Source organism: Paraburkholderia sp. BL17N1, assembly GCF_003634175.1.
In the GTDB taxonomy this organism is placed as follows: Bacteria; Pseudomonadota; Gammaproteobacteria; order Burkholderiales; family Burkholderiaceae; genus Paraburkholderia.
Window position 1 is genome coordinate 838106 of sequence record NZ_RBIW01000002.1, and the last position, 15321, is coordinate 853426.

The window sequence follows — 15321 nt, forward strand, 5'->3', positions numbered from 1 at the left end:
CGCCCGGCGCTAGCGCAACGGTTTCGCGAAGCTGAGTTCGTGGCCGTCCGGATCGGTGATGTGGAAATAGCGCTCGCCCCACGGCGCGTCGGACGGTTCGAGCGACGGCTTCAGCCCGGCCGCCAGCGCTTTGCGATAGAGCGCGTCGACGTCGGAGACGTAGATGATCACGCGGCCCCACCAGGCGACCGGCGCGCGCGTATCGACGATCAGGTTCAGATACGAACCGCCGAACGCAAACGATGTAAAAGCCTCCTGCGGACCACCGAATTTCATCGGAAACCCGAGTGCTTCATAAAACAGCACGGCGCGCGGCATATCGCGGGTGGCGAGCGTGATGGCGCTGATCGATTCGATTTGCGGTTCCGTGGGCCGGCTCGACGAGGCTGATGTGGCGGCTGAGTTCATGGCGGCTCTCTCCTTGGCATGCCAGACGTGTCACCTGCCCAGCACGGTGCATGCCGTGGCTGTGGCTGTGGCTGTGGCTGTGGCTGTGGCTGTGGCTGTGGCTGTGGCTGTGGCTGTGGCTGTGGCTGTGGCTGCGGCTGCGGCTGCGGCTGTGGCTGTGGCTGTGGCGCTCACTGGCTTCGCAAAGTGTCTCACAGGGCGCGCCGCCGCGGCGCGCCTCGCGGCCACTTGAAAACCTTCGCGGCGCCCCGCATCTGCCATTCCGTTTATCCGGAGCATCGCTATGGGAAGCCGCCCACGCTTCGTCGATGACCTGTCGCGCGCCGCATCCGACGCCCCCGGGCCCGAGACACTCAAGCCTTTTTCCGACGACGCCCTGCTCGACGCCTATTCCCGCACCGTGATCGGCGCGCTGGAACGCGTCCAGCAAGCCGTCGCCTTCATTGCCGTCGAACGGCGCCTGCCCGGCGAGCCGTCCAGCCGCGGTTCGCGCGGCGGCACCGGCTCGGGTTTTCTGTTCACGCCCGACGGCTACCTGCTCACCAATAGTCATGTGGTGCACGGCGCCACCCACATCACCGTGACGCTCGCCGACGGCGCGAAATTCGACGCCGATCTGGTCGGCGACGACCCCGGCAGCGATCTGGCCGTCTTGCGGATCGGCTCGCCCGAGCCGCTGCCGCATGTCGAACTCGGCGAGTCGTCGAAGCTGCGCGTCGGGCAGATTGCGATCGCGGTCGGCAATCCGCTCGGCCTCGCGCAAACGGTCACAACCGGTGTCGTGTCGGCGCTCGGCCGCTCGCTACGTTCGAATTCGGGGCGCATGATCTACGACGTGATCCAGACCGACGCCGCGCTCAATCCCGGCAATTCGGGCGGTCCGCTGATCAATTCGGCGGGCCAGGTGATTGGCGTGAATACCGCGATCATTCCTGGCGCGCAAGCCATCTGTTTCGCCACCGCGATCGACACCGCCAAGTGGGTCATCATGCAGATCTTCGCGCATGGCCGCGTGCGGCGCGCGTATATCGGCGTGGCGGGCACCACCAGGCCGCTGTCGCGCCGCGTGCAGCGCTATTTCGGCTTGAGCTCGGAAAGCGGCGTACATGTCATGGAGATCGTCAAAGGCAGCCCCGCCGCGCTCGGCGGCCTGCGCACCGACGATACGATTATCGCGATCGATACGCAGGCCGTGCAGGATGTGGACAGTTTGCAGCGCACGCTCGACGCATCGCGCATTGACAGACCCGTCAATGTGACGGTGTTGCGCGGCGCGCAGCGGCTCGAATTGACGTTGACGCCGGTCGAGCAGGTTAGCTGAGGCAACAGCGGCGTGCATGTTCTGCGAGCACAAAAAAGCCTCGCGTTCGAACGAACGCGCGGCTTTCTCTTTCTGCTAGAAAGCCGCGCATCTCAACTCAAGATGCACTGCCCAATACCCCGCAATAAAAACGCTTACTGGATCACGCGCGTCACACCCCGGCCGCGCGGATCGGCCGCGGCTTCCGGCGTATCGCCGTTGATCTTGATCGCCTGGATATCGCCGCTGAAATCCTGCCCCTTCAGCGTGTAACCCTTGGCTTCGATCTGCTTGGCGAGTTCGCCGTCGATCGGCTTATACGGCTCCCAGAAGATCGTGTTGGGCGGCGACAACTGATGATGGAAACGCATCGCGGCGACAGCCTGCTGCAGCGGCATGTTGTAGTCGTAGACGTTATTGATCACCTGGAAGATCGACGTGAAGATGCGCGAGCCACCCGGCGTGCCGATCACGAGCGATACTTTGCCGTCCTTCGTCAGGATCGTCGGGCTCATCGAGGAGAGCGGCCGCTTCTTCGGTTCGATCGCGTTCGCGTCGCTGCCCACCACGCCGAACATATTCGCAACGCCCGGCTTCGCGGAGAAGTCGTCCATCTCGTCGTTCAGCACGATGCCCGTGCGGTCCGCCACCACACCCGAACCGAAATAGCCGTTGATGGTGTACGTGTTCGACACGGCGTTACCCCACTTGTCGATCACCGAGAAGTGCGTGGTTTCCGCTTTCTCCGGCATCGACGTGCCGAGGCCGGCCTGAATGCTCTTCGTGTCCGAAGGCGCATTCGGATTCACTTCGCCGGCGCGCCTGGCGATATATGCGTCGTCCGTCAATTGCGCGACCGGCACCTTGTAGAAGTCAGGATCGCCGAGGTATTGCGCGCGGTCGGCGAACACGCGCTTTTCGATTTCCGCGATCAGGTGCACGTATTGAGCGGAATTGGGCGTGACGTCCTTGAAGTCGGGCGCAAGGTCGGCCTTCATTTTCAGCAACTGCACGAGACCGATACCGCCCGAGCTCGGAGGCGGCGCCGTGTAGACGCGATAGCCGTTCCAGTCGGCCTGAATCGGCTCACGCCACACTGCTTTGTATTGCTGCAGATCGGCCTTGGTGATCAGACCGTGGCCGCGCATGGACGCCGCGATCAGATCAGCCGTCTTGCCCTGGTAGAAGTCTTTGACGCCCTGATCTGAAATGCGCTGCAATACAGCGGCCAGATCCGGCTGCTTGAAGTTGACGCCCTGCTTCAGATTGCCGAAGTAGGTGTCGAAATTGGTCTTGCCGGCGAACTCTTTCGCGGCATCGTCGCGGCGTTCCTGCAACTGCTGGCTGACCTCGAAACCATCGCGCGCGTAGTGGATGGCCGGCGCAAGCACCTGCTTCCACTTGAGCTTGCCGAAGCGGCGCTGCGCCTGCCACATGCCGTCCACGGTGCCCGGCACGCCGACCGCGCGGTAGCCGTACAGGCTCATGCCTTTGATGACTTCGCCCTTGTCGTCGAGATACATGTTCCGGGTCGCGGCCAGCGGCGCTCGCTCGCGATAGTCGAGGAAGTAGGGCTTGCCGTCGACATAGAGCGTCATGAAACCGCCGCCGCCGATGTTGCCCGCTTCCGGATACGTCACGGCAAGCGTGAAGGCAATGGCTACGGCTGCGTCGACGGCGTTGCCGCCTTCCTTGAAGATCTGCTCGGCGGCGTCGGCGCTGAACTTGTCCGCGACCGCGATGGCGGAGGCCGTGAGGACAGCCGGTTGGGCTTTCGCGGGCGGCTTGGCGATTGCCGGCGTGGCTTCGAGAAAGCCGGTGGAAACAGAGACGAGTGCGACCAGCGCGAATCCGCTGGCCGACGATTTAACGTTGCGGAACAACTTCATTGCATATCCCCCAAGACGACTCTTATCCGATGAATACAGATGTCTCGAGGGTTTATAACATGTGAACTACGCGCTTGCGAAGCCGCTAGATGTCGTAGGGTTCATGCTGCGGCACACAAAAAGACCGGTTGGACCGCGCCGGGAAGCGCGCGTCAAAACAGCCGGGACAGGCTTCTTCAACATGCGGCATGCCGCGCGGTACGGCGCTTTATGCGCGTCCGCGACTGCCGCGCGCAATCTCATCGCCGGCGTTGTGTGGCAGTCGAGCGGTAATCGGAATCGACATGAACGAGAACAGCCCGACCACCAGAAAAGCCGGCCAGAAATCAGAGAAAACAATGGTCGAATGACCCTGCACGTTATGCGAAATCTGCAGCACGATACCTGCGATCGTCACGCCGAGGCCCAGCGAAATTTGCTGGATCACGCTTGCGACACTCGTCGCGCGACCCACGTCGCGGCTCGGAATATCCGCGTATGCCAAAGTGTTCAACGACGTGAACTGCAGTGACGGAAAGAAACCGCCGAACAGCACGACGCACCAGATCAACCAATGCGGCGTGCCAGGAAAAAACAGACCGTAGACCGCGATGGCGAGGCCCGCGCAGCAAGCGTTGAACATCAGCACCGTGCGGAAACCGAAACGCTCGAGAATGCGCGACGCGGCCGCCTTCATGAAGATCGAGCCGAATGCGGACGCACAGGTAATCGACCCGGACTTGAACGCCGTCATGCCGAGGCCTTCCTGCAATGCAAGTGGCAACAGAAACGGCACCGCCCCGAGGCCGATGCGAAACAGCGAGCCACCCACCACGCTCGCGTGAAAACTCGGAATGCGCAGCAGCCGAAGATCGAGCACAGGCAATTCGACGCGGCTCGCGTACAGCACATACAGCGTCAGCAACACCACGCCGATCACGCACATGCCGACCGACACCGGGTTCGACACCAACTCGCCGCCCACTAGCGAGAGCCCCAGCATGAACAGCGACGCCCCGCTCGCGGACAAAAAGAAACCGGTCCAGTCGAGCCGGCCCGGATGCGCTTCGCGCACGTTGGCGATGTGTTTGTTCGCGAGCCAGATGCCCAGCAGGCCAATTGGAATGTTGATGAAAAAGATCAGACGCCAGTGCAGATACGTGGTGATGAAACCACCCAGCGGCGGCCCGACCACCGGTCCGAGCAAAGCCGGCACCGTTAGATAGTTGACTGCACGGATGAAATCGGACTTCGGCACAGAACGGAAAATGATGATGCGGCCCACCGGCACCATCATCGCGCCGCCGAGGCCTTGCACGAATCGCGCAACCACAAACGTGCCGAGCGACGTGGAAGCCGCGCACATCAGCGAGCCGGCCATGAAGACGCCGATCGCGGCGCGAAACACCGTGCGCGAACCGAAGCGATCAGCGACCCAGCCGCAGATTGGAATGAATACGCCGAGGCTGATGACATAAGCCGTGACGGCAAGCTTAAGGGTGATGGGGTCCTGGCCGAGATCGCGCGCCAGAACCGGCAGCGACGTCACGATGACCGTGCCGTCCACGTTTTCCATGAACATCGCACACGCGACGATCAGCGGAACAATGAAAGTGCCTAAAGCGAGAGGCATTGGCATGGCGACGGGTTGCAAGGCCGCCGGTGTAAAGCGTCGATTATGGCATCGCATCGGCAACAGATGTTGTTGCGCGAGGTCTTTTCATTCGGATAGACACGCATGGTTGAACGCGCAACCACGCAGCGTCGCAACGCGTGAGTGCGCGATCCGTCAACTTACGTAAACGCAAAAGCAAACGCAAAAAGGTTGAGCCGGCATTCAGCCGGCTCAACCTTCGATACGTCAGCGAACAGGCAGACGGATAACTTAACGCGATGCGCTGACCAACGGCTGCAGTTGCGGCAGGATCTCGGCGCTTGCGCGAGCCACATCGTTCGGGAAGTCGATTTCGATCCAGGGCGCGCCGGTGACGTCCGCGGTATCGAACACCTGGCTGCGCTCCAGCAGCAGATCGCGTACCGCTTCTTCGTGCGGCAGGTTGGCCCGGCCGCTGTCCACATAGCCGGCCACGATCTGCGCGAAGCGTTGCGCGGTTTCCTGCCGGAAGCGGAAGAACCCGACCGATTCACCGATCGTGTCGTACTCGAGATTCACCGCGAGCTGCTTGCGCAACTCGACCGGCACGCCGTCTTTCAGGCACAGCTTGACCGGTTCGTCGCCAGCTTCGAAATCACGGTCGATTAACAGGCGGTTGACCGTCTCGCCCGCCACCAAAGCAGCCAGAATGCGCTCGTCGTAAAGCACGTCGGCGTCCATCAACAGCACGTCGCCGCCGCGCGTCAACGCCTCGGCCACCGTGTGCACCGTCAGCACGCTGCCCAGGTCGTAACGCGTGTTCAGCACGGTTTCCACCTTGTGCGGCCAATTGATGCGCTCCAGTTCCGCCTGCACCGATTCCGGCTGAAAGCCGAGCGCCAGCACGACTTCAGTCACGCCGGCGGTTTCGAGCATTTGCAGATGCCGTTCGAGCAGGCTCATGCCGTCGAATTGCAACAGGCACTTCGGGAACTGAGCTTCCGGCGGTTGCTGAAGACGCAGGCCGAGGCCCGCAGCGAGGATGATGGCACGCATGCGCGGTCCTTTGAAAAAATACGGAGTTTAATCGACAACCGGCACGCGCCCTGTCGCGCGGCGCCGTTGCCAGCTTCGTTCGCTGAAGTGCAGAACCAGCAGACCCGGCAAGCCTAGCAGGATTTCGCGGGCGCGCTTGGCGAGCGACAAGGCCAAGGCCGCGTCCGGCGGCAAACCGACCAGCGGCGCGAGCAACAGATAGCCGCCTTCCTGCACGCCGAGCGAGCCGGGAATCATGAACGCCGCGCCGCGAATGGCCTGGCCCAGGCTTTCGAGCAACAACGCGTCGACCCAGTCGACCGGATGGCCGAGAAAGCGCAGCGCGAGCCACACTTCCACCGTGCCGACGATCCAGCCCACAAGACTCATGGCGAAGCTTGCCGCCACGCGGCCGCGTTCGCGATACATGGCCTGCACGGCGGCGTCGACAGCTTCGGCGCGCGTCATCAGCGAAGACCAGTCGCGCTTGCCGAAAACCTTGGAGACCATGCCGAGCAAGCGCCCGAACAGGCCGCGCCGCTGCGCATAGTAAAACCCGACGATCATCGCGCCCAGCACGCCGGTCGCGATCAGCGTGGCAGTCCGCAGATCGTGCAGCGCGCCGTGCGCTGCGTAAGCGCCGAACAGCAAAAGTCCGCCCAGCGCGAAGATGATTTGCGCGAGCGCCTGCGCGGTCGTGCTCACCGTGATCGCCGCGGCCGCATCGCGCATGCGCATGCCACGCTGGGACAGTTGCCGCACCATGACCACCGGTCCGCCGATCTGGCCGGCCGGCAGCAGGCTATTCACCGACTCGCCGATCCAGCGCGCGAACAGCGCGTCGCGCCATGTCAGATCGTGATGAATGCCGTCGCGACGAGGATGGAACAACACCGAGATCGCGCCGGCATCGAGAAGCACCGGCACGAGGTGGAACGCCGCGACGAGCGCGAGTCCCCAGCCAGCGGTAAGCAGTGTCGAAGCAACCGAGCCGAAACCCTGCCACGCGAGCAGGCCGACAAACAGCGCTGTCCCGATCGACAGCAGAATCAGGGCCGCGCGGCTCATGCGCGGTCCTTCCCGCGTTGGGTCATCTGGCGAAAAACCTGGCGGAAGCCGAAGTACGCAATTGCGTCCTTCATGTTCGAGATGAAGCGGCGCCACGGCCGCATATTCGGATCGGTGACGTATTCGAAAGTGAGCGACACGCGCATTTCGTTCGCGCCGGCGGGCGTGATGCGATGCCGCAACTTGTCGCCGTCGAAGAACACGAGGCCACCGGGCGGAATCTGCACCGAGCCCGGCTGATCCGCCACATCCGGATTACGCGTGTGGAGTTCGTAGTCGAGCCGGCACGACGATTCGTCGATCACGCCGAGCAGCAGCGTATAGCGGCGGCCGTCATAGTACGAAGTATCGTAGTGCCAGCCGATGTGGTCGCCTTGCCGCGTGTAGTAGTAAAGCGCGTACGCATGCGGATCGTCGGCGGGCGAAAGCTGGAGTTTGTCGCCGCTCAGTTGCTCCAGCCAGCCGATCAATTCCTTCGAGCGGTACAGTTCGGCGATGAACGGCGCGAGGCGGTCGATCGTATGACGGCTGACACTGCCGCCCTGCTTGTGGCCCGGCAGATAGTTGCGGTTCACCTCGTCGAGCAGCGAACGCGCGCTATGCACGAGCTGCGCCGTGACTTCGGGCGCGAGAAAGTCTTCCAGATAAAGAAACGCGCCCTGCTCCGCGAAATCCTTGCGCAGACGCGGGTTGTCGAACCCGCGCGTGCGGCTCGCGACCGCCCGGTCGGCATTCGGTGCGGGCGATGCAGCCGGCGAACGTTCTAACGGAACTGACGCGATCACGTCGTTTTCGGCCTGCGTACTCATTCGCTGGCCCACATTTGACGGGTTTCGGACGTACTGGCGGCAGCCGGCGCCGGGCTGGCGGCACGGCGCGCAACGCGCCAGTAGTCGACCACCACCCAGACCGCGAAAAGCGGCGCGCCGATCGACGCAACCACGACGAACGGCAAGACGACGCTAGTCAGTGTGACGATCGGCAGCAGATACAGGACGTCTTCAGTTTCGAAACCGCCGACGGAGGCCTGCTTAGTGCCTGCCTTGCCCGCCATTTCCTCGATGCGCATGCGCAGGAAGAAAATCAGCGCGATCGCTACGCCGGCCACCGCGCCGAGCACACCCGGCGCGATTTTCAAGCCCGCGATATGCGAGGCGCCCGCTCCGACACCCATGCCGACGAACAACATGACGGTCACGAGCGCGTCGCAAGCCAGGTCGTAAAAATGACCGATCCGGCTCGACTTGCCACTGATGCGCGCGAGTTCGCCGTCCGTGTGGTCAACGAAGTTCGACAGCACGATCAGGAAGGCGCCGGCATTAGCCCACGCGAACGCGCCGTGAGCGAGGCAGAGCGCGCCTGCCAGCCCGTTCAGGAGGCGCAGCGTGGTCAGATGGTTCGGGGTGACCCACGTGTTCACGAGCGGAGTCACGAGGCGGCGGGCGAGCCGCGCGTCCCATGTTCTGGGCGGCGGAACGTTAATTGGAGTTTCGGGTCGCGAATTCATAACCCGGAAATATATACGGGATCGCAAAAGATTGCTTTCTTCCCGTACGTTTCGTTAGGCGCCGTTGGTTCCCGATCCGTGCTGCCTGCGAAGCAAGATTTGCCGAATCGCGATAAAGTACAAACCAGTTGCGCCTGCCAAGGGTATGACTTCGATGCGCAACGTCTTTTCGGGTCTCGAGTCCACGCCACCGCCCGTTGCGAACACACTACATCGATTCAGGTGGCCGTCCACGCTTATGAAACGCTTTCTTTCGTCTGTACTCCTTGCTCTGGCAGCCACCGCGTTGCCGCTCGCCAGTTACGCCACCGCGCTCGACGCGCCGCTCGCCTGCAATGAAAGCGGCCATCAGTTCATTGCCGACCTCGCGGACCAACAGCTGATCGACCCGAAGCCCACGCGTGTGGAGAGCAACTCGATCAACGCCTTTTCGCCGACGTCCGGCGCGGATTTGACGGCATATGGCTTTCGGGTGTTCGCGGTGGTCGGCTACGAAAAAGACGACCCCATGTTCCGTGTCGGCGACGGCGAACCGGTCGCGCGTTCGGCCTACGGCGTCGTGGTGTTCGGCAGCGAGGCGAAAGTGCGGAACGCGATTGCCGGCACCGGCAGCACGGCGATCGTGCACCGCGTAGCGCCGCTGATTACGGCGATTTTTTGCAAGCGGAGTTGAGGCGGCAGGGGGCGGCAGGGCTTTGCGTGAATGACCGCTCGCCCCCGCCTTGGGCCTACAACTTAATCCCCGCCGGCTCCGCCGTCAGATACCCCACCGTCGCCCCGAAGCGGTCCTTATAGTTCGCCCGCACAAGCGGATCGAGCGTCGATTTGATCTTGTCGTGCAACGGACTTTCCCAGTCGCCGACGTGCTGAAAGTTGCTCATCACGTAAGTCCAGCCGTTGATTTCATCGACCGCGTGCAGGCCCGTTGATTCGGCGCCGGCCGGACATGAAAGCACGCGCGCGAGCGTCTTCGTGTCGACGTTGTACGCCCACAGAAAGTTGTTCACGTGCATGCCGCTGTCCTCGCCGATAAAGAGCGTGCGCAGCTTCTCCGAGAACTTGAGGTTGTCCGGGTTGGCAATGCGCTCGGGATTCGCGGTGTTGCCGAGCGCGTCGGCCGTCGGCAGATCCTCGCCGACCAGCGCCGCGGGCGCGGCCATGTCCACCGGCACCCATTCGCTGTTGATCGCGGCGCCGCCGCGGTCGCGCTGGCCGCCCTTCATGTTCAGCGCGTAGACCGCGCCGGCGCTGATTGTCTTATCGACGGCCACGTCGGTGGATGCGGCATTGCCGCGCACCATCGACTTCTCGATACGCGACATCGCCGAATAAAGCACCTTGTCCTTGATATTGACCGTCGTGCCTTCGAGCTTGGTGAAGCCCATGCTGCCGCCGGCCAGCGCCGCATAGCGATGCGTCTCGAGGAACGTTGCCGCCTGCGTCATGCCGGGCTTGACGCGCACCCAGTTGAACGTGCCGTTGTAGTTGATCTTCGTGTAGGCCGGATCGAGCGGATCTTTGGTCGCGACGTCCATGATGTCGCTGGCGCGCAGCTGATTGGCGAGCGCCTCGATTTCGTCGCTGGCCGCGTGGCCCAGCTTGATCCACGACAGCGTGGCCGCGCCCGCGCCGCTCGCCGACACCTGCGTCCACTTCGCGACGTATAACGTGCCCGCCGACAGATCGGCTTCGCGATCCGCGATGAACATGAACAGGCCGCCATTGGTGGCGTCGTCGCCCATCAGGACGGTGCGCTTGTCCGGCATCACCTGAATCAGTTCGTGCGAAATGCGGCCAAGGCAGTAGTGCTTTTTGATCGTGCCGGTGCCGTCCGGATTCACGGTGACTTCCGGCAGATGCCCGTAGTGATACGGGTTCGCGGTGGTTTCATCGCCATACAAGCTGCGGCTGAAGCCCTTGAACTGGCTGTTGCTGGCGATCGTGGTGGCGTCCGGCTCGTACTCTTCACTCGACAGATGCGTATTCCACGGCGACAGGCTCGCGCCGCAGGTGATCCACAAGCCATGGGCCTTCGATGTATCGACGTTCGAGTAGCCCGCCAGCGTGAGCTTGCCGGTAGCCGGGTCCTGGTCGAGCGTGAGCACGGCGATCGGCGACGGCAACTGGCCGTACATCGAGACCAGACTCTGATCGCGCGTGGTGTATTCGAACTGCACCACGGCGAATACCGCGTTGCCCTTGAGGCCCTTCACCGTGGGATTGTCGAGGCGGATCAGCGAGCTGCCGTCCGGGCAATCCGAGTAGAACTGGCGCTCCTTGCCCGCCACCGATTTATCGACGATCGGCTGATTGTTGATGTCGAAATAGCCGCCGGCAAGAATCGTCCCGCCCTTCACGTTCGGCACGTTGTCGCCGGTGACGAAGAACGGCTGATACGCCAGCTTGAACGCGCGGCTGCTGCCGTCGCTCAGTTGTACCGTCAAGGTCGAGCCGACTGTGGTCTTCGCCATGGCGGCGGGGTCGGCCAGCGTCGGCGCGGCCATGCTGGCGAACGCCGCGGAGACGAAGTTGGCAACCGGTTTGACGGGCGTCGCCAGCTCGTCGCTGCCGCCGCAAGCGGTCAGCATGGAGGCGGTGGCGAGTCCGCCGAGCGGCAGCATCGGCGCGCCCATGAGAAGTTTCAGGGCCTTGCGGCGGGAAAGGTCGAGCGGCTCTGCCATGTTGTCGTGATCCAGTGTTTGGGTAGCGTGGGTGAATGCACAGCCGGCACGCACTCAGACCCAAACCACATGGTTCACGCTCGCGCCGCTATGACGCGAGGATTCTATGAAGCGAATATGAAAGTATATTGACAGGCTTTAGTAATTTAAATCCAAGCCGTCGACAGACGACGCCGGCGAGCCCCGGAGCCTGCCGCCGGCCGCAGCGGCGCGGCTTTTAACCCGGACGACGAAACTCGTTCTCGACCCACGCCGCCGCACTTGCCTTGCTGAGCTTGAAGTTAGGCGCGACCTGCACTTGCGCGAGCTGCTCGCCGAATGTATCGAGCGCGGTCAGCAATGCATAGGGCTCATCTTCGTCGGGAACGATGTCGAGCGTGATGTCGAGTTCGTCGTTGCCGTCCGCGCTCGCCACCCGCACTTCCTTATGCAGCTGCGCGCGCAGTTGCTGCTCATGGCGCCGCAGCACTTCCGACGCCGTCTTCACCAGCGTGTTGAACGCCGACGTGTCCAGCGGCTTCGGATCCTTCTTGTTGCGGCCCATGGTCCACGGACCGACGAGCGCGGGTTCCGCTTCGCCGTCCTTGATCATGGCGACGGCCCAGCCTTCGTCGTCTTCATTCTTGATGACGCGCGCGGTCCAGCCGTCGTCGCGCCACAGACGCGCTTCATGCACGGTTTCGCCCAGTTCGGACGCGCCTTCCGTCGTGAGATCTTCAGCGGTGTCGGACGATGGAAGGGGTAGATCGGTCATTGCAGGTTCACTCACGTTCGCGGGGGCGGAAACACATCTCAAGCGCGCAATTCTACCCGCCCCGCTCACGGCGGATGCGGCCCTCTGACGAACGGACAAGCCGCGGCAATCGCAACCGCAACCGCAATCGAAATAATCTATTTCCGCATTTGCGAGAACTTATAAACCGACCATAAAAACACATAAAAGACGCGGCCCGAAGGCCGCGCATAAAAATGAAAAAGACACCCTTGGTCAAGGGGCGAGACGAATTGTAAAACCGTAATTCAATGAGATAGATCCGGGAAATTGAAAGAGTGCATTGCGGGAAACAGAATAGATCGACTAAATATCTCAAAATAGACACCAACCCATACTGCCAATGGCTTGCGGCAAGTCGTCGCGATCCGGCAACAATACGATGTTGACACGGCCCGCATGAATTCATCGTCAAATTGATTTTTCCTTTACTTATCCATACTTAAACAATTCCTCATTCGCTATTACGAATTAGAAAAATCATTGTTGTGCCATCCGCAATTAAAGATACGAATAGCAGGAATACACTTCGCAGCGGATCGTCAGGCCGCCGGCGTAATTGGCGGTGAGCACTCGAATGCGATTCCCTATGCACTGTTTCGGAGCTATCTAACCATGAAAAAAACCCTCATCGCAGGCGTCCTCAGCGCGGTTGCCATTAGCGCTCATGCCCAGAGCAGCGTCACCTTGTACGGCACGCTGGACGCCGGCCTCGTCTACTCGAATAACCAGGGTGGCCATAGCAACTGGCAACAAGGCAGCGGCTCGGCGTCGGACACCTACTTCGGCCTGCGTGGCAGCGAAGACCTCGGCGGCGGCCTGCATGCGATTTTTACGTTGGAGAGCGGCTTCAACCTGAATAACGGCCAGGACACGGAAAGCAACACGATGTTCAACCGTCAGGCGTTCGTCGGTCTGAAGAGCGATCAGTACGGTGCGCTGACGCTCGGCCGCCAATACGATTCCGTGGTCGACTACCTGGCGCCGCTGTCCGAAGCAGGCGCCGGCTACGGCAACAACCTCGCGGCGCACCCGCTCGATAACGACAACCTCGACAACTCGTTCTCGATCAAGAACGCCGTCAAGTACACGAGCGCGAACTACGCGGGGCTGAAGTTCGGCGGTCTGTACGGTTTCAGCAACTCGGCCGGTGATTTCTCCAACAACCGCGCATGGAGCGTCGGCGCTTCGTATGACAACGGGCCGTTGAGCGTTGCCGCCGCTTACCTGCAACTGAACCAATCCGGCAGTTCGAACCTGAGCGGCGCGGTGTCGCAAGGCGACGGCACCGCGGCGGTCGCGGCCAATCTGCAACGCACGTACGGCGCGGGTATCAACTACACGTACGGTCCGGCAACGGTCGGTTTCGTCTATACGCATACGCAGCTCGACGGCATCACTGGCGTGGACGTCGGCGGTACGACGCTGCCTGGCGTCGCCGGCACCAACCTGCACCTTGACAACTACGAAGTGAACGGCCGCTATGCGCTCACGCCGGCACTGAGCCTCGCGGCCTCGTATACGTTCACCGACGGCAAGATGTCCGGCTCGAATGGCTCGGGCGATCCGAAGTGGCACACGGTGTCTCTGCAAGGCGACTACTCGCTGAGCAAGCGCACCGACGTGTACGTGGAAGGCGTGTATCAGCATGCCTCGGGCGAACTCGGCAACTTCGGTTCGAACGTTGCGGCGATCAATACGCTCGCGCCGTCGTCGAACGGCAATCAGGTGGCGGCAGCAGTCGGCTTGCGTCACCGCTTCTAAGTATTTTCAGTTGATGCCTGCGGAGCGAATGATTCGATTCGCGGCGCACACAACCCGCGCGTGACACGCTCACGTCGCGGGTTTTATGACTTTACGTTTAGACACAATGCCGATCGCCACGGATAGTGACGAGGCGTGAACCCGATGGGTATACTGAGCCCGGCTGCCTTCCTTGCCGCAACGTTGCAACGTTGCGATGCCGTTGCGGTTGAACGGCGGCTTCGTCGCGAAGCATGACGTTGCGCTCTATCGCGTTGCGCTTCGCCCGCGCCCCAAGTTCCCGCGTACGACCGGGGACGCCGACGATCGGACCATGAAAAGACTTCTCCTGCTTGCCCCCGCAGCCGCCGCGCTCGCTGCCCTCGCCGGCTGCGGCTCTTCCAGCGGCCCAGCCCGCGACGCATCCCTGCCGATGATATACGTGTCTTCGCAACGCGCCCCCGCCTATGTCGCCGATTGCCTCGAAAGCCGATTGTCACGTGTGCGCACGTCGCACGTCGGCGGCGCGACGGAGATCGCCGTCGGCTCCGATTCGAACAACTCGTATTTCGTAACGCTGACGCCGTCGAATGCCGGCTCGGTCATCAAGGTGATGCATCCTGCCAACGCGCCGGACGATCCGCCGGAACCGGAAATGCGCTTCGATATTGCACGTTGCGCGACGTGAGCTTCGGCCACACACTTGCGATCTGAAGGTACGCCGACGCGCGATTTTTTTAACTCGCGTGCCGGCTATTTTTTTATCCGCGCATCTGCGAACATAGCCGCCCTCTGTTCCTGAAGCGGCGCTCTGCCGTAAGTTTCGATGGCATCCAGCAAAGCACATCACGCTACCGGTTTTGCGGCCGGCGTCATCGCGGCGGTGATCGTCGCGCGCATCGGCGGCGGCGGTTCATTTCATGTCGGCGTGTTGTTGAGTTTCGTCACAGGTGTGATTGGGAGCACGGCGCCGGACTGGCTGGAGGTCGCGTGGTGGTCGCGCGCGCGGCGTCTGTGGATCACGCATCGCACGCTGACGCATTGGGGCGTGGGATGGCTCGCGTTGCTCGCGGTGTCGTATCACTGGCTTGGGCATTCGCTCTATGCCGCGCCGGCGTTCGGATTCGCCTGTGGCGGCCTGATGCATCTGTTCGCCGATTGGCCGAATCCATTAGGCGTGCCATGGATTGCCGGGCGGCACTCGTTGAATCTCTGGAATAGCGGCCACTGCGATCTGATCGTCGTGGCGGCTTCGTGGGCGGCAGCGTGGTTTATCGGGCAGCACGTCTGGTTGCATGGCGTGCACGGCGCGGCCTTGCTCCAGCATTTGCGGATCGGCTGAACC

General features: G+C 62.3%; 14 protein-coding genes. 5 read left to right on the forward strand and 9 right to left on the reverse strand.

What is annotated here, in order from left to right; translation table 11 throughout:
- Nucleotides 1-9 precede the first annotated feature (9 nt).
- Entirely contained in the window at nucleotides 10-408 is a 399-nt protein-coding gene (locus B0G82_RS23640) for a VOC family protein (protein WP_106276851.1), read from the reverse strand.
- A 283-nt stretch (nucleotides 409-691) separates the two neighbouring features.
- On the opposite strand from B0G82_RS23640, the gene B0G82_RS23650 reads away from it, so the two are divergent.
- On the forward strand, nucleotides 692-1729 hold the full coding sequence (locus B0G82_RS23650; protein WP_121309237.1) for a trypsin-like peptidase domain-containing protein: 1038 nt from the start codon (nucleotides 692-694) through the stop codon (nucleotides 1727-1729).
- Between the two features lie 134 nt (nucleotides 1730-1863).
- Here the strand turns inward: B0G82_RS23650 and ggt are convergent, their stop codons facing one another.
- The 6 genes from ggt to B0G82_RS23680 form a co-directional block, all read right to left on the reverse strand.
- Complete coding sequence (gene ggt / locus B0G82_RS23655; protein WP_121309238.1) at nucleotides 1864-3597, reverse strand: gamma-glutamyltransferase; 1734 nt, start codon at nucleotides 3595-3597, stop codon at nucleotides 1864-1866.
- Nucleotides 3598-3805: 208 nt separating this feature from the next.
- Nucleotides 3806-5209, reverse strand: coding sequence for an MFS transporter (locus B0G82_RS23660; RefSeq protein WP_121309239.1), 1404 nt, complete (start codon nucleotides 5207-5209; stop codon nucleotides 3806-3808).
- Nucleotides 5210-5461: 252 nt separating this feature from the next.
- Nucleotides 5462-6226 carry a phosphocholine cytidylyltransferase family protein gene (locus B0G82_RS23665; RefSeq protein WP_106276841.1) on the reverse strand — a complete coding sequence of 255 codons (765 nt, stop codon included), beginning with the start codon at nucleotides 6224-6226 and terminating at the stop codon, nucleotides 5462-5464.
- A gap of 27 nt (nucleotides 6227-6253) precedes the next feature.
- Nucleotides 6254-7273, reverse strand: coding sequence for a lysylphosphatidylglycerol synthase domain-containing protein (locus tag B0G82_RS23670; RefSeq protein WP_116145976.1), 1020 nt, complete (start codon nucleotides 7271-7273; stop codon nucleotides 6254-6256).
- On the reverse strand, nucleotides 7270-8082 hold the full coding sequence (locus B0G82_RS23675) for a 2OG-Fe(II) oxygenase (RefSeq protein WP_116123162.1): 813 nt from the start codon (nucleotides 8080-8082) through the stop codon (nucleotides 7270-7272). Before B0G82_RS23675 ends, B0G82_RS23670 begins: the two co-directional genes overlap by 4 nt.
- Entirely contained in the window at nucleotides 8079-8780 is a 702-nt protein-coding gene (locus tag B0G82_RS23680; RefSeq protein ID WP_121309240.1) for a CDP-alcohol phosphatidyltransferase family protein, read from the reverse strand. The genes B0G82_RS23675 and B0G82_RS23680 overlap by 4 nt, the downstream gene beginning before the upstream one ends.
- A gap of 238 nt (nucleotides 8781-9018) precedes the next feature.
- On the opposite strand from B0G82_RS23680, the gene B0G82_RS23685 reads away from it, so the two are divergent.
- Complete coding sequence (locus B0G82_RS23685; RefSeq protein ID WP_121309241.1) at nucleotides 9019-9453, forward strand: hypothetical protein; 435 nt, start codon at nucleotides 9019-9021, stop codon at nucleotides 9451-9453.
- A gap of 55 nt (nucleotides 9454-9508) precedes the next feature.
- On the opposite strand, the gene B0G82_RS23690 is transcribed toward B0G82_RS23685, so the two are convergent.
- Nucleotides 9509-11461: an alkaline phosphatase PhoX gene (locus B0G82_RS23690; RefSeq protein WP_121309242.1), complete on the reverse strand. Its 1953-nt coding sequence runs from the start codon at nucleotides 11459-11461 to the stop codon at nucleotides 9509-9511.
- A gap of 217 nt (nucleotides 11462-11678) precedes the next feature.
- Nucleotides 11679-12215, reverse strand: coding sequence for a hypothetical protein (locus tag B0G82_RS23695; RefSeq protein WP_012426185.1), 537 nt, complete (start codon nucleotides 12213-12215; stop codon nucleotides 11679-11681).
- 633 nt (nucleotides 12216-12848) lie between these two features.
- On the opposite strand from B0G82_RS23695, the gene B0G82_RS23700 reads away from it, so the two are divergent.
- The 3 genes from B0G82_RS23700 to B0G82_RS23710 all read left to right on the forward strand — a co-directional run bounded on the left by B0G82_RS23700 (nucleotide 12849) and on the right by B0G82_RS23710 (nucleotide 15318).
- A complete protein-coding gene (locus B0G82_RS23700; RefSeq protein ID WP_106276824.1) occupies nucleotides 12849-13997 on the forward strand; it encodes a porin in 1149 nt (382 codons plus the stop codon).
- Between the two features lie 196 nt (nucleotides 13998-14193).
- Entirely contained in the window at nucleotides 14194-14664 is a 471-nt protein-coding gene (locus B0G82_RS23705) for a hypothetical protein (RefSeq protein ID WP_121309243.1), read from the forward strand.
- A gap of 138 nt (nucleotides 14665-14802) precedes the next feature.
- Nucleotides 14803-15318, forward strand: a complete 516-nt coding sequence (locus tag B0G82_RS23710) for a metal-dependent hydrolase (RefSeq protein WP_121309244.1) — start codon at nucleotides 14803-14805, stop codon at nucleotides 15316-15318.
- The last annotated feature ends 3 nt before the right edge of the window (nucleotides 15319-15321 follow it).